At 61.4% G+C, this 15,485-nt stretch carries 6 protein-coding genes, 2 tRNA genes and 2 rRNA genes (1 of these 10 running past the window's edge); all 10 read left to right on the top strand.

Going from position 1 to position 15,485, the window contains the following annotated elements; genetic code table 11:
* A tRNA-Ile gene (locus LMH93_RS23295) sits at positions 1-19 on the top strand (it extends 58 nt beyond the left edge of the window).
* Positions 20-25: 6 nt separating this feature from the next.
* A tRNA-Ala gene (locus LMH93_RS23290) sits at positions 26-101 on the top strand.
* Between the two features lie 234 nt (positions 102-335).
* Positions 336-3,228, top strand: a 23S ribosomal RNA gene (locus tag LMH93_RS23285).
* 130 nt (positions 3,229-3,358) lie between these two features.
* Positions 3,359-3,474 (top strand): 5S ribosomal RNA (gene rrf / locus LMH93_RS23280).
* A gap of 325 nt (positions 3,475-3,799) precedes the next feature.
* Entirely contained in the window at positions 3,800-7,282 is a 3,483-nt protein-coding gene (gene recC, locus LMH93_RS23275) for an exodeoxyribonuclease V subunit gamma (RefSeq protein ID WP_230064641.1), read from the top strand.
* Entirely contained in the window at positions 7,279-10,953 is a 3,675-nt protein-coding gene (recB, locus tag LMH93_RS23270) for an exodeoxyribonuclease V subunit beta (protein WP_004575982.1), read from the top strand. The genes recC and recB overlap by 4 nt, the downstream gene beginning before the upstream one ends.
* Entirely contained in the window at positions 10,950-13,025 is a 2,076-nt protein-coding gene (gene recD / locus LMH93_RS23265) for an exodeoxyribonuclease V subunit alpha (RefSeq protein ID WP_003251565.1), read from the top strand. Before recB ends, recD begins: the two co-directional genes overlap by 4 nt.
* Before the next feature lie 100 nt (positions 13,026-13,125).
* On the top strand, positions 13,126-13,692 hold the full coding sequence (locus tag LMH93_RS23260) for a YfiR family protein (protein ID WP_060538258.1): 567 nt from the start codon (positions 13,126-13,128) through the stop codon (positions 13,690-13,692).
* A complete protein-coding gene (locus LMH93_RS23255; RefSeq protein ID WP_003251568.1) occupies positions 13,689-14,960 on the top strand; it encodes a diguanylate cyclase domain-containing protein in 1,272 nt (423 codons plus the stop codon). Before LMH93_RS23260 ends, LMH93_RS23255 begins: the two co-directional genes overlap by 4 nt.
* Before the next feature lie 4 nt (positions 14,961-14,964).
* Entirely contained in the window at positions 14,965-15,456 is a 492-nt protein-coding gene (locus LMH93_RS23250; protein ID WP_014754448.1) for an OmpA family protein, read from the top strand.
* The last annotated feature ends 29 nt before the right edge of the window (positions 15,457-15,485 follow it).

Raw genomic sequence — 15,485 nt, 5'->3', positions numbered from 1 at the left:
AATCTGCCCAGACCTACCAATATGCGGGGCCATAGCTCAGCTGGGAGAGCGCCTGCCTTGCACGCAGGAGGTCAGCGGTTCGATCCCGCTTGGCTCCACCACTTGCTGTACCTTGATCAAACTCAGAAATGAGCATTCGCGTCGAATGTTGATTTCTGGCTTTTGTCAGATCGTTCTTTAAAAATTCGGATATGTGATAGATATAGACTGAACACCAGTTTCACTGCTGGTGGATCAGGCTAAGGTAAAATTTGTGAGTTCTGCTCGAAAGAGCAACGTACGAATTTTCGGCGAATGTCGTCTTCACAGTATAACCAGATTGCTTGGGGTTATATGGTCAAGTGAAGAAGCGCATACGGTGGATGCCTTGGCAGTCAGAGGCGATGAAAGACGTGGTAGCCTGCGATAAGCTTTGGGGAGTCGGCAAACAGACTGTGATCCAGAGATCTCTGAATGGGGGAACCCAGCCAGCATAAGCTGGTTATCTTGTACTGAATACATAGGTGCAAGAGGCGAACCAGGGGAACTGAAACATCTAAGTACCCTGAGGAAAAGAAATCAACCGAGATTCCCTTAGTAGTGGCGAGCGAACGGGGACCAGCCCTTAAGTTGGTTTGAGATTAGTGGAACGCTCTGGAAAGTGCGGCCATAGTGGGTGATAGCCCCGTACACGAAAATCTCTTATCAATGAAATCGAGTAGGACGGAGCACGAGAAACTTTGTCTGAATATGGGGGGACCATCCTCCAAGGCTAAATACTACTGACTGACCGATAGTGAACCAGTACCGTGAGGGAAAGGCGAAAAGAACCCCGGAGAGGGGAGTGAAATAGAACCTGAAACCGTATGCGTACAAGCAGTGGGAGCCTACTTTGTTAGGTGACTGCGTACCTTTTGTATAATGGGTCAGCGACTTATATTCAGTGGCGAGCTTAACCGAATAGGGGAGGCGTAGCGAAAGCGAGTCTTAATAGGGCGTTTAGTCGCTGGGTATAGACCCGAAACCGGGCGATCTATCCATGGGCAGGTTGAAGGTTAGGTAACACTGACTGGAGGACCGAACCGACTACCGTTGAAAAGTTAGCGGATGACCTGTGGATCGGAGTGAAAGGCTAATCAAGCTCGGAGATAGCTGGTTCTCCTCGAAAGCTATTTAGGTAGCGCCTCATGTATCACTGTAGGGGGTAGAGCACTGTTTCGGCTAGGGGGTCATCCCGACTTACCAAACCGATGCAAACTCCGAATACCTACAAGTGCCGAGCATGGGAGACACACGGCGGGTGCTAACGTCCGTCGTGAAAAGGGAAACAACCCAGACCGTCAGCTAAGGTCCCAAAGTCATGGTTAAGTGGGAAACGATGTGGGAAGGCTTAGACAGCTAGGAGGTTGGCTTAGAAGCAGCCACCCTTTAAAGAAAGCGTAATAGCTCACTAGTCGAGTCGGCCTGCGCGGAAGATGTAACGGGGCTCAAACCATGCACCGAAGCTACGGGTATCATCGTATGATGATGCGGTAGAGGAGCGTTCTGTAAGCCTGTGAAGGTGAGTTGAGAAGCTTGCTGGAGGTATCAGAAGTGCGAATGCTGACATGAGTAACGACAATGCGAGTGAAAAACTCGCACGCCGAAAGACCAAGGTTTCCTGCGCAACGTTAATCGACGCAGGGTTAGTCGGTCCCTAAGGCGAGGCTGAAAAGCGTAGTCGATGGAAAACAGGTTAATATTCCTGTACTTCCAGTTATTGCGATGGAGGGACGGAGAAGGTTAGGCCAGCCTGGCGTTGGTTGTCCAGGTTTAAGGTGGTAGGCTGAAATCTTAGGCAAATCCGGGATTTCAAGGCCGAGAGCTGATGACGAGTTGCCTTTAGGCGACGAAGTGGTTGATACCATGCTTCCAAGAAAAGCTCCTAAGCTTCAGATAACTGGGAACCGTACCCCAAACCGACACAGGTGGTTAGGTAGAGAATACCAAGGCGCTTGAGAGAACTCGGGTGAAGGAACTAGGCAAAATGGCACCGTAACTTCGGGAGAAGGTGCGCCGGCGAGGGTTAAGGACTTGCTCCGTAAGCCCATGCCGGTCGAAGATACCAGGCCGCTGCGACTGTTTATTAAAAACACAGCACTCTGCAAACACGAAAGTGGACGTATAGGGTGTGACGCCTGCCCGGTGCCGGAAGGTTAATTGATGGGGTTAGCGCAAGCGAAGCTCTTGATCGAAGCCCCGGTAAACGGCGGCCGTAACTATAACGGTCCTAAGGTAGCGAAATTCCTTGTCGGGTAAGTTCCGACCTGCACGAATGGCGTAACGATGGCGGCGCTGTCTCCACCCGAGACTCAGTGAAATTGAAATCGCTGTGAAGATGCAGTGTATCCGCGGCTAGACGGAAAGACCCCGTGAACCTTTACTATAGCTTTGCACTGGACTTTGAATTTGCTTGTGTAGGATAGGTGGGAGGCTTTGAAGTGGGGACGCCAGTTCTCATGGAGCCATCCTTGAAATACCACCCTGGCAACTTTGAGGTTCTAACTCAGGTCCGTTATCCGGATCGAGGACAGTGTATGGTGGGTAGTTTGACTGGGGCGGTCTCCTCCCAAAGAGTAACGGAGGAGTACGAAGGTGCGCTCAGACCGGTCGGAAATCGGTCGTAGAGTATAAAGGCAAAAGCGCGCTTGACTGCGAGACAAACACGTCGAGCAGGTACGAAAGTAGGTCTTAGTGATCCGGTGGTTCTGTATGGAAGGGCCATCGCTCAACGGATAAAAGGTACTCCGGGGATAACAGGCTGATACCGCCCAAGAGTTCATATCGACGGCGGTGTTTGGCACCTCGATGTCGGCTCATCACATCCTGGGGCTGAAGCCGGTCCCAAGGGTATGGCTGTTCGCCATTTAAAGTGGTACGCGAGCTGGGTTTAGAACGTCGTGAGACAGTTCGGTCCCTATCTGCCGTGGACGTTTGAGATTTGAGAGGGGCTGCTCCTAGTACGAGAGGACCGGAGTGGACGAACCTCTGGTGTTCCGGTTGTCACGCCAGTGGCATTGCCGGGTAGCTATGTTCGGAAGAGATAACCGCTGAAAGCATCTAAGCGGGAAACTTGCCTCAAGATGAGATCTCACTGGGATCTTGAATCCCCTAAAGGGCCGTCGAAGACTACGACGTTGATAGGTTGGGTGTGTAAGCGCTGTGAGGCGTTGAGCTAACCAATACTAATTGCCCGTGAGGCTTGACCATATAACACCCAAGCAATCTGCTACGCAGATTGTGGTGGTGAAGACGAAAGACCCGAAAATTCGTAAGACCACAAATATCGCATATCCGAATTCGCTGGGCTGTCCATCTGGACATTCTGGCAACAGAATTTCTTGACGACCATAGAGCATTGGAACCACCTGATCCCATCCCGAACTCAGTAGTGAAACGATGCATCGCCGATGGTAGTGTGGGGTTTCCCCATGTGAGAGTAGGTCATCGTCAAGATTCATTTCGCAAAACCCCTATCTGCGCACGCAGGTAGGGGTTTTGTCTTTGTGGGCAAAAAAACTGGACCTACTCGAGAGCGGAGATGGCACCGGCTTCGCCGGTGTTCGCGGGTAAACCCGCTCCTACGGGGAAGGGGGCAACGCCAGGCAGGGGCGCACACTCTCCAGGCCACCAACGTCACCTCCCCTATGGATCGGGAGTGCCACGCTGCGGATGGCACCGCGTTGAAGTGCCCGCTCCCACAGCCTGATGGCATTCGGCCGTTTCATGTGCGCGTGATATCGTTCCCCTCTCAGCCATCAGCGCCTCCAGAGACCTTCCGATGCCCAACACCGCCCATCTCCACCCAGGCTTCATGATCGTCCACGGCAACCGCCTCGACGACCTGCGTAGCCTGGTAGTGAGCTGGATGCGTCGCTACCCGCTGGCGCCTCTGGAAAACGAAATTGCCCTGGTGCAAAGCAATGGCATCGCCCAATGGCTCAAGCTGGCCCTGGCTGAAGATCCGCTGGAAGATGACCAAGGCGGCTGCGGCATCGCCGCTGCCATCGATGTGCAACTGCCCGGTAGCTTTATGTGGCAGCTCTACCGCAGCGTGCTTGGCCGTAGCGAAATTCCCGAAGTGTCTCTGCTCGACAAGGCACCACTGACCTGGCGGCTGATGCGTCTGTTGCCAGCGCTCATCGAGCGTCCGCATTTCGAGCCACTGCGGCGCTTCCTCACCGACGACAGTGACTTGCGCAAGCGCTACCAGCTAGCCGAGCGCCTGGCCGACCTGTTCGACCAGTACCAGGTCTACCGTGCCGATTGGCTCAAGGACTGGGCCAGTGGCGAGCACGTCATCAACACGGCCCGCGGCGAGCGCAAAGTACTGCCGCCAGGCAACCGCTGGCAAGCCGAGTTGTGGCGAGCATTGCTGGAGGATGTTGGCGAGCAAGGCATGGCGCAGAGCCGCGCCGGAGTACACCAACGTTTCATCGAGCGCATCAACAGCCTGGAGCAGGCGCCTGCAGGGCTGCCACCGAGGGTGATCGTGTTCGGTATCTCTTCGCTGCCGGCCCAGGCCCTGGAAGCGCTGGCAGGCCTGTCGCGTTTCAGTCAGGTATTGCTGTGCGTACACAACCCATGCCGCCACCACTGGGCCGATATCGTCGCCGACAAGGACCTGTTGCGCCACCAGTACAAACGCCAGCAACGCAAGCAAGGCATGCCCCTGCAACTGGACGACCAGACGCTGCACCAGCATGCCCACCCGTTGCTGGCTGCCTGGGGTAAACAAGGCCGCGACTACATCAACCTGCTCGACAGCTATGATGACCCGGGCAGCTACCAGGGCGTGTTCAGCGACGGCCGCATCGACCTGTTCAGCGACGGTTCGCCCACCACGCTGCTCAACGAACTGCAGGACGACATCCTGGAATTGCGCCCGCTCGCCGAGAGCCGCGAACGGTGGCCACCAGTCGACACCACAAAAGACCGCTCGATCCGCTTCCATATCGCGCACAGCCCGCAACGTGAAGTGGAGATCCTCCACGACCAGCTGTTGGCCCGCTTCAGCGCCGACCCGACTTTGCGCCCGCGCGACGTAATCGTCATGCTGCCGGACATCGACACTTACGCGCCGCATATCCGCGCCGTCTTCGGCCAGTTGCAGCGCAACGACCCGCGCTACATCCCGTTCACCCTGACAGACCAGGGCCAGCGTGGTCGCGAACCTTTGCTGATCGCGCTTGAGCACCTGCTCAAACTGCCTGACAGCCGCTTCGCGGTCAGCGAAGTGCTCGACCTGCTGGACGTGCCGGCAGTCCGCGCCCGCTTCGGCATCCGCGAAAACGATCTGCCCACGCTGCACCGCTGGATCGAGGGCGCTGGCATTCGTTGGGGCCTTGACGCCGCGCAGCGGGCAAGCCTGGGCTTGCCCGCCGGGCTCGAACAGAACAGTTGGCGTTTCGGCTTGCGCCGCATGCTGTTGGGTTATGCCGTGGGGGTGGGTGAGGCCTGTGATGGTATTGAGCCCTACGATGAAATCGGTGGCCTGGACGCGGCACTGATCGGCCCGCTGGTCGCGTTGCTCGATGCGCTCGAAGTCGCCTGCCAGGCCTTGTCCGAGCCTGCCACCGTCAGCCAGTGGGGCGAGCGACTGCATGCCTTGCTGCACGTGTTCTTCCTCGCCGAGGACGAGGGTGATGAATTCCTGTTGATGCAGTTGCAGGATCTGCGTGATAGCTGGCTTGAGGTGTGCGAGACCGTCGGCCTGCACGACCCGCTACCGCTGACCGTGGTGCGTGAAGCCTGGCTGTCGGGCCTCGATCAGGGCAAGCTGTCACAACGTTTCCTCGCCGGCTCGGTCAACTTCTGCACACTCATGCCCATGCGCGCGATCCCGTTCAGGGTGGTTTGCCTGCTGGGCATGAATGATGGCGATTACCCGCGTGCGCAGCCACCGCTGGACTTCGACCTGATGGCCAGCGACTATCGCCCGGGCGACCGCTCACGCCGCGAAGACGACCGTTACCTGTTGCTTGAAGCGCTACTGTCAGCACGTGACCAACTGTATGTCAGCTGGGTCGGGCGCAGTATCCGCGACAATAGCGAACGCCCGGCCTCGGTGCTGATCGGCCAGTTGCGCGATCACATCGCTGCGGGCTGGCATTTGGCCGACGCGCAGCAGGGCCAGCCCGCGAAACCGGGCGAGCAACTGTTGCACGCACTGACCCAGGAGCACCCGCTGCAGCCGTTCAGCCCTCGGTACTTCCAGAAGGGCAGCCCATTGTTCAGCTATGCCCATGAATGGCAGGTGCTGCACCAGCAAGGTGAGGCAGACGAGCAGAGCGAGCCGGGCCTGCCGCCTTATCTGGACGCTGAAGCCCTGAGTCTGCACCAGTTGAATGACTTCTTGCGCCACCCGGTACGGCACTTCTTCAGCCAGCGCTTGAAGGTTTACTTTGAGGCGCTGGAAGCGCCGACCCCGGACGAAGAGCCCTTCGTCCTCGATACCCTGCAACGTTACGGCGCCAGTGAAAGCCTGCTTGGCGCCGCCTTGGCCGAACCGGACAACGCTGAACAGGCCTTGCGCGCCCAGGCCCGACGCCTGCAGGCCTGCGGTTTGCTGCCGCTAGCCGGTTTCGGCGAACTGCTGCAAAACGAATTGGTCGAACCGCTGCCGGACCTGCTGCAACGTCACCAACAATTGCTGCAACGCTGGCCACAGCTGGTCGAGGGCGCTTTACCGGTGCATTTCGAGCACGGTCAGCACCGTCTGGAGGGCTGGCTGGGCCGGGTGTTCCAGGCGGAAGATCAGAGCCTTCTCAGCATCACCACAGTACCCAACACCATCAGTGCCGGGCGCAACAACCTGAAGTGGCACCGCCTTATCGCGCCCTGGGTTACGCACCTGGCGGCCTGTGCAGCGGGCTACCCCTATAACAGTGCATTGGTAGCCAGTGACCTGACCCTGTTGCTTGCACCGCTGCCGCAAGCGCTGGCCGCGCAACTGCTGGGCGACCTGTTGGTGGCCCGTCAGGCGGCAATGAATGCGCCGTTGCCAGTCGCGGCCAAGACCGCGTTCGCCTGGTTGGCCCAGGACGATGCCGATAAAGCCATGGCCGCAGCAGCTCGCGCCTACGAAGGCGACGAACGCACCAGTTTTGGCGAGCGAAGTGAAAGCATTGCGCTGGCTCGCCAGTTCCGAGATTTTGCAGCACTCACCGCTGACGAAACGTTTGAAGGCTGGTGTGAGACCTTGTACCGCCCGTTGTTCACCGCCCCTTGGCAGACCTTGGGCAACCCGGAGAAAGGCGCATGACCCAGGACCGTCCTCTGGCACTGAGTTTCCCCCTGCACGGTAGCCAGCTGATCGAAGCCAGCGCCGGCACGGGCAAGACCTTTACCATTTCGGCGCTGTACCTGCGCCTGATCCTCGGTCACGGTGGCGAACAGGGCTTCGAGCGCGAGCTGCTGCCACCGCAGATCCTCGTGGTGACCTTCACCGACGCCGCCACCAAAGAGCTGCGCGAGCGTATCCGCGCCCGCCTGGCTGAAGCCGCACGGTTCTTCCGTGGCGAACTGGAAGGGGCCGATCCGCTGTTGCACCAACTGCGTGACGATTACCCACAAGAGAACTGGCCGCGTTGCGCCGGCCGGTTGGAAATCGCCGTGCAGTGGATGGACGAGGCTGCGGTATCGACCATCCATGGCTGGTGCCAGCGCATGCTGCGCGAGCATGCCTTCGACAGCGGCAGCCTGTTCACCCAGACCCTGGAAACCGACCACAGCGAGTTGTTGGGCCAGGTCATGCGCGATTACTGGCGGCGCTTCTGCTATGGGATGCAAGGTGACGCACTGGCCTGGGTGCGCGGCAACTGGGGGAGCCCCGACGCTTTGCTGCCACGCATTCGCCCACTGTTCGGCCGTGTGCGCGCCCAGCAGAATGGGCCAGAGCCCGCTGCATTGATCCAGGCATCGCTACAGCAACGTGGCGCACAGTTGGCCCGGATCAAGGCACCATGGGCACAGTGGGCCGAGGAACTGCGGCAAATCTGCCGCGAGGCGCTGGCCGCCAAGCAGGTCGACGGCCGCAAGATGCAAGCCCGTTACTTCGAGCCCTGGTTCGACAAGCTCTGCGCTTGGGCCAGCGATGAGCAACTGGTAGAGCTCGACTTGGGCACCGGTTTTACCCGGCTGACCCCGGCGGGCATGGCCGAGGCCTGGAAGGGAGAGCCTCCCGAGCACCCAGCCCTCAACGCCATGCAGCACTTGCAGCAACAACTGCAGGCCCTGGACAGCCCGGATGCCCCTCTGCTCGAGCACGCGGCCAGTTGGGTATCGGCACGTTTCGAAGTGGAGAAGCGCCGGCGTGCAGAAATGGGCTTCGACGACATGCTCGTGCGCTTGCAGCACGCACTCGCCAGCGAGGCCGGCGAGCGCCTGGCCAGCCTGATCCGTGAACAGTTCCCGGTTGCGCTGATCGACGAATTCCAGGACACCGACCCGGTTCAGTACGGCATTTTCGAGCGCATCTACCAGATCAGTGAAAACCGCGCCGAAACCGGTCTGTTCATGATCGGGGACCCCAAACAGGCGATCTACGCCTTCCGCGGTGCCGACATCTACACCTACCTTGCGGCGCGGCGCGCCACCAGCGGCCGTCTGCACAGCCTGGACACCAACTACCGCTCCAGCAAAGCCATGGTGGCGGCCGTCAACCAGGTGTTCCTGCAGGCCGAGGCGCGTGAAGCGGGGCGGGGGGCATTCCTGTTCCGCGAGGCCGATGACAACCCGCTGCCATTCATCGAGGTGCGCGCCAAGGGGCGTGGCGAACAGCTGCTGATTGACGGTGAAGTCAGTGCAGCCCTGCAATGCTGGCAGCTGGAAAGTGAAGAGCCAGTCTCCAGCAGCGTTTACCGCCAGCAACTGGCCGCCAGTTGCGCCAGCCATATTGTGGCCTTGCTCAATGGTGGCCAGCAGGGCACGGCGGGTTTCCAGAATGCCGAAGGCGAATTGCGCGCCTGCTTGCCCTCGGACATTGCCATCCTGGTGCGCGATGGCCATGAGGCGCAGATGGTCCGCGCCGAACTGGCCGCACGCGAGGTGCGCAGTGTCTACCTGTCCGACAAGGACTCGGTGTTTGCCGCCCAGGAAGCCCACGACCTGCTGGCCTGGCTGAAGGCCTGCGCCGAGCCTGACTCAGAGCGCCTGCTCAAGGCTGCTTTGGCCAGCCTTACACTGGGCCTGTCGCTGGCTGCGCTGGACCGGCTTAACCAGGACGAGCGGGTCTGGGAGAGCTGGGTGATGCGCTTTCGCCTTTACCGCGACACCTGGCAGCGCCAAGGGGTGTTGCCGATGTTGCGCCACCTGCTGCATGACTTCCAGCTACCGCGTACGCTGATCCGCCGCAGTGATGGCGAGCGGGTGCTGACCAACCTGCTGCACCTGGCCGAGCTGCTGCAGCAGGCCGCTGGCGAGCTGGACGGCGAACAGGCGCTTATCCGCCACCTGGCCGAGCACCTGGCCAGTTCCGGTCAGGCCGGTGAAGAGCAGATCCTGCGCCTGGAGAGCGACGAACAGTTGGTCAAGGTGGTGACCATCCACAAGTCCAAGGGCCTGGAATATCCCTTGGTCTACCTGCCATTCATCTGCACCAGCAAACCGGTGGATGGTAGCCGTCTGCCGCTGGCCTGGCATGACAGCGAAGGTAACGCCCACCTCACCCTCACACCTGACCAGGAGCAGATCGAGCGCGCTGACGACGAGCGCCTGGCCGAAGACCTGCGCCTGCTCTACGTGGCCCTGACCCGCGCCCAGCATGCTTGCTGGCTGGGTGTCGCCGACCTCAAGCGCGGTAATCAGAAGAGCTCGCAGCTGCACCGCTCGGCGTTTGGCTACCTGCTGGGGGGCGGCCTGGCCCTGGCTGGCTCGGCGCAGCTGACGGACTGGTTGCAGGCTTTGGCGGCAAGTTGCCCGCACATCACTTGCCCGGGCCTGCCGCAGGCGGATGAGCAGATGTATCGCATGCCACACGCCGAACGTGAGCTGCTGCCAGCACGCAGGCCACGCCATGCGGCTGCCGAGCACTGGTGGATCGCTTCGTACAGTGCCCTTCGTGTCGGCGATCAGACCCTCGGCGCCGACAGCTCGCAGGCCCAGCAACTGCTGGATGACGAGGTGCCCGATGCCCAGGTGTTGCGCGAGGTCCCGGCCGACAGCGGCGATATCCATCGATTCCCACGGGGGCCTAACCCCGGCACCTTCCTCCATGGTTTGCTGGAGTGGGCAGGCCGTGAGGGCTTCAGCGAGGTCAGCGGTAACCCTCAACTGATAGAGCGTACCGTTGGCCAGCGCTGCAACCGCCGTGACTGGGCCGGCTGGATCCCCACCCTGAGCCACTGGATGCAACGTTTGCTGAGCGAGGCGTTGCCGCTGCCGGGCAGCGACCAGAGCGTAACGCTGGGCCAACTGCGTCATTACCAGATCGAAATGGAATTCTGGTTCGCCAGCCACCGGGTCGACGCAGAACAACTCGATCGCCTGGTGGCACGCCACACCCACCCCGGTCTGGCGCGCCCAGCTGCGCAGCCGACCGTGCTAAACGGCATGTTCAAAGGGTTCATCGACCTGGCGTTCGAGCTGGACGGGCGTTACTACGTGACCGACTACAAGTCCAACTGGCTGGGTGCGGACATCCAGGCCTACGATGCCATGGCCATGGAAAAGGCGATTCTTGAGCACCGCTACGACCTGCAGTATGTGCTGTACCTGCTGGCCCTGCACCGCCAGTTGCGCGCGCGGCTGGCGGACTACGATTATGACCGCCATGTTGGCGGCGCCCTGTTCATCTTCCTGCGCGGTGCCAGCAGCAGCGGCCACGGCGTGTACCACGCCAAGCCACCGCGTGAGCTGATCGAAAGCCTCGATGCACTGTTCCGTGGCGAGCACGCGCCGGTACAGCAGGACCTGTTTGCCGGAGTTGCGCCATGAGCCGAAGCCTTGTCGACCTGTTGCCCACCCCGTTGCACGCAGAGCACCTGCTGGCGCTGGCACCGCAGCACAACAGCGCTGACCTGCTGCAATTACTCGACCGTTGGGTTGAGCGGGGCTGGCTACGTGCCCTGGACCGCGCATTCGTGTCGTTCCTGGAAGAGCGCGCCCCCGGCAGTGATCCCTTGCTATTGCTGGCGGCAGCGCTGGCCAGCCACCAACTGGGGCACGGACATGTCTGCCTCGACCTGCAACAAACCTTGGCCGAGCCGGATTTCGCCCTGTCGTTGCCGCCGGAAGGTGACGCCCTTATCGGCCCTTTGCTACTGCCATCGCAACTGCTGGCCAACCTTGACTTGAATGCCTGGCTTCAGCGCATCGTCGCCAGCCCGCTGGTGGCCGCAGGTGATACGCCTGGCCAGCAAGCGCGGCCGCTGGTACGCAGTGGCGAGCGCCTTTACCTGCGCCGTTACTGGCGTTACGAACGGCGCATCGACCATGCCCTGCGCCAGCGCCTGAGTCAGGCCGAAGCACCGCCTGCGGATCTGCCAGAGCGCCTGGCGCAACTGTTCGAGGGCGGCGCGCCAGCTGGCCAGTTGGACTGGCAGAAGCTCGCCTGTGCCTTGGCCACCCGTGCTGGTTTCAGCATCATCACTGGCGGCCCCGGTACTGGCAAGACGACCACCGTGGTGCGCCTGCTGGCGTTGCTGCAGGCGCCGGCAGTGGAGCAGGGCAGGCCACTGCGCATCCGCCTGGCTGCACCGACCGGCAAGGCCGCTGCGCGCCTGACCGAATCCATTGGCCAGCAAGTCGAGCGCCTGCAAGTCAGCGCCGAAGTACGCGGGCAAATCCCCACTGAAGTCAGCACCGTGCATCGCCTGCTCGGCAGTCGCCCGGGCTCGCGGCACTTCCGCCATCATGCTGGCAACCCGTTGCCGTTGGATGTGCTGGTGGTCGACGAGGCGTCGATGATCGACCTGGAAATGATGGCCAACCTGCTCGATGCCTTGCCGCCGCGGGCGCGTCTGGTGCTGCTGGGCGACAAGGACCAGTTGGCCTCGGTCGAGGCCGGCGCGGTACTGGGTGACCTGTGCCGGGATGCTGAGGAGGGCTTTTACTCGCCGGCGACTGCAGCGTGGCTTCAGCAGGTCAGTGGCGAGTCGCTGGCCGGCAGTGGCCTCAAGGCCGGCGATGAGCAGCGCCACCCGTTGGCTCAGCAAGTGGTGATGCTGCGGTTTTCACGGCGTTTCGGTGAAGGCAGCGGTATTGGCCAGTTGGCCAGACTGGTCAATCGTCAGGATGCTCACGCGGCGCGCAACCTGCTGGCCGCGCCGCCTGCTGACGTGCACAGCCTGTCGCTCAAGCACGAGCAGGATCGTGCTTTCGACCGCCTGTTACTGGACGGTCTGAACCGCGGTACCGATGGACCGCAAGGCTACCGCAGCTACCTGCGCACCCTTGGGCGTTACCGGCCAGCACTTGATACCGCCTTTGACGACCCCGCCTGGGAGCAATGGGCGGGCAAGGTGTTGCGCAGTTTCGAGGATTTCCAGTTGCTGTGCGCGGTGCGCCGGGGCGCCTGGGGGGTCGAAGGCCTGAATGAACGGGTGGCGCGGGTGCTGCACAATGCCGGTCTGATCGACAGCCAGCAGCCTTGGTACGAAGGACGCCCGGTGCTGGTGACCCGCAACGACTACGGCCTGGGCCTGATGAACGGTGACATCGGTATAGCCCTGCGCCTGCCGGATGAGCAGGGCCAGCCGCTGCTGCGTGTGGCCTTCCCGCGCAACGACGGCAGTGGTGGTGTGCGGTTCGTTCTGCCGAGCCGGCTCAACGAAGTGGAAACGGTATTCGCCATGACCGTGCACAAGTCCCAGGGCTCGGAGTTCAGCCACACTGCCCTGGTGCTGCCGGATGCGCTCAACCCGGTGCTGACCAAAGAACTGGTGTACACCGGCATCACTCGGGCCAAGCACTGCTTCAGCCTGGTCGAGCCACGCCAAGGCATTTTCGAAGAAGCGGTGGCGCGCAAAGTACGGCGTATTTCCGGGTTGATGCTCGAGCAGGTCTAGGGCCATGACACCCATTACACTTGGCTGCAGGCTCATACATTAAAGCGGCCATGTGCTATCGTTGCGCCGATATCGGAAGGGGCTTAAAGGGATTTCCCACATGAACGTGGCCGCAAGGCGAGTGACAAGCTGTGCGCTTTCGCTATTGCTGGCCGTCCTGCTCCTTTCTGCAGGCGCTGCCCGGGCAGACCCCGGCACAACCGCCGCCCAGGCACAGCAACGCGCCAAGGCAGTCACCCAGGTAGTACTGGGTATCTTCAGTTACGCCCGCTGGCCCGTCGAACCCTCTCCTTTGCGCCTGTGCCTGGTCGGCCCGACCGAGTACGCCGACGATCTCATCAAGGGCCATGTCCAGGAGTCCGGCCGGCCGCTGCAGGTGCGGCGCTTGCTGGCAGAAGACACCCAGGTCGCCCAGGCCTGCGATGCCCTCTACATTGGCAAGCTTGACCAGGGCCAGCGGGATCGGCTGTTCCAGCGTATCGGCGGCCACCCGGTGCTGAGCATCAGCGAGGCGGATGACCCCTGCACGGTCGGCAGCCTGTTCTGCCTGCGGGTCAGCGACCAGCAGGTGGCCTTTGAAGTCAATCTCGACTCGGTGGCACGCTCTGGCGTGCGTATTCACCCCAGCGTGCTGCAGTTGTCGCGGCGCCGGGGGGGGCAGCCATGAAACCGACCCGCAAGCGTACGGTGCGCCCGACCCTGCGCTCGGTGCTGGGCCGTGGTCACCTTAGCGTCGCCTTGCTTGCCGTTGGCCTGGCGGGTATCTCCCTCACCCTGCTGGGCGTGCTCGCCCTGCGTGTCTATGCCAACCATAACCTGCAGTTGATCGCCCGCTCGATCAATTACACGGTAGAGGCGGCGGTGGTGTTCGATGACAGCGCCGCTGCCAATGAGTCGCTGGCGTTGATTGCCAGTACCGAAGAAGTGGCCGAGGCCAAGGTCTTCAACAACGAGGGCGAGCAACTGGCGCACTGGCAACGCGACAATACCGGCATGCTCGCGCAGCTGGAGGTGCAGGTTGCCAGCGCCTTGCTGGATGAGCCGGTCATTCTGCCGATCGTGCACCAGCAACAGCAGGTCGGGCACATCGAGCTGGCAGGCCAGGGCAGGAGCCTGTTGCTGTTCCTGCTCAGTGGCTTGGCCGGTATCCTGTTCTGCACGGTCCTCAGCGCCTTGGCTGCCCAGTATCTGTCGCGGCGCCTGCTCAGCGATATCACCCGCCCGCTGCGTGGCCTGGCCAGTGTCGCCCATGCCGCCCGCCGCGAGCGCAGCTTCGACCGGCGCGTACCAGAAGCGCCGATTGCCGAGCTGAACGAGCTGGGTAACGACTTCAATGCCCTGCTGGATGAACTGGAGGTGTGGCATAGCCACCTGCAGAGCGAAAACCAGACCCTTGCCCATCAGGCCAGCCACGACAGCCTGACCGGCTTGCCCAACCGCGCCTTCTTTGAAGGACGCCTGAGCCGCAGCGTGCGGAATGCGGCGCGTCAGCAGGACCACCTGGCACTGCTGTTCCTCGACAGCGACCACTTCAAGCAGATCAACGACACCCTCGGCCACGCCGTGGGTGACGAGGTGTTGATCAGCGTGGCCGAACGTGTGCGCGCCCAACTGCGCGAGCACGATCTGGTGGCGCGCCTGGGGGGCGACGAGTTTGCCGTGCTGTTGACGCCGTTGCATACGCGCAAGGACGCCGAACACATTGCCGAGAAAATCGTTGCCAGCATGAAGCTGCCGGTGCAACTGGACAGTGGCCGCAGTATCTCCACCTCGCTGAGTGTCGGTATTGCCTATTACCCGGATGACGGCGCTGACCCCGCCAGTCTTCTCAATGCCGCCGATGCGGCAATGTACCAGGCCAAGCGCGAACGCCGTGGCCATTGGCAACTGGCGCAGACGGAACGGTCCGCCAACGAAATCAGGAACAGGAGTTGAACCCGTGATGCAAGCTTTACGTTTTCCGCTTTGGGCCTTGTTGCTCGCCATGCTGGCGCTGACGGGTTGCCAGAGCGCGCCCCCGAAAGGCCTTACCCCAGAACAGATTGCCGTGCTCAAGCGCGAAGGTTTCACCCCGACCGATGAAGGTTGGGCCTACGACTTGTCTGGCAAAGTGCTGTTCGGCAGCGATCTGGACAGCCTCAACGGCCAGAGCCAGGCGATTGTCGAGCGCATCGGCAAGGCGCTGCTCGGCGTTGGTATCCAGGGCGTGCGGGTGGACGGGCATGCCGACTCGTCGGGCAAGGCGGCGTATAACCAGCAGCTGTCCGAGCGCCGCGCGCAAAGCGTGACCAAGGCGCTGGTGGGGATTGGCATGCAGGCGCAGAACATTCAGAGCCGTGGCCTGGGCAGCAGCCAGCCGGTGGCGGACAACCGCACCAGCGCCGGGCGTACCGAGAACCGTCGAGTGTCCATCGTGGTCGCATCCTACTGATCGTCGCCGCTCGGGCTGTCACATAGCCC

It is taken from the genome of Pseudomonas sp. CIP-10 (assembly GCF_020911845.1).
In the GTDB taxonomy this organism is placed as follows: domain Bacteria; phylum Pseudomonadota; class Gammaproteobacteria; order Pseudomonadales; family Pseudomonadaceae; genus Aquipseudomonas; species Aquipseudomonas alloputida.
The sequence above is the reverse complement of the archived record's forward strand: the minus strand, read 5'-3'. Positions and strand labels throughout refer to the sequence as shown.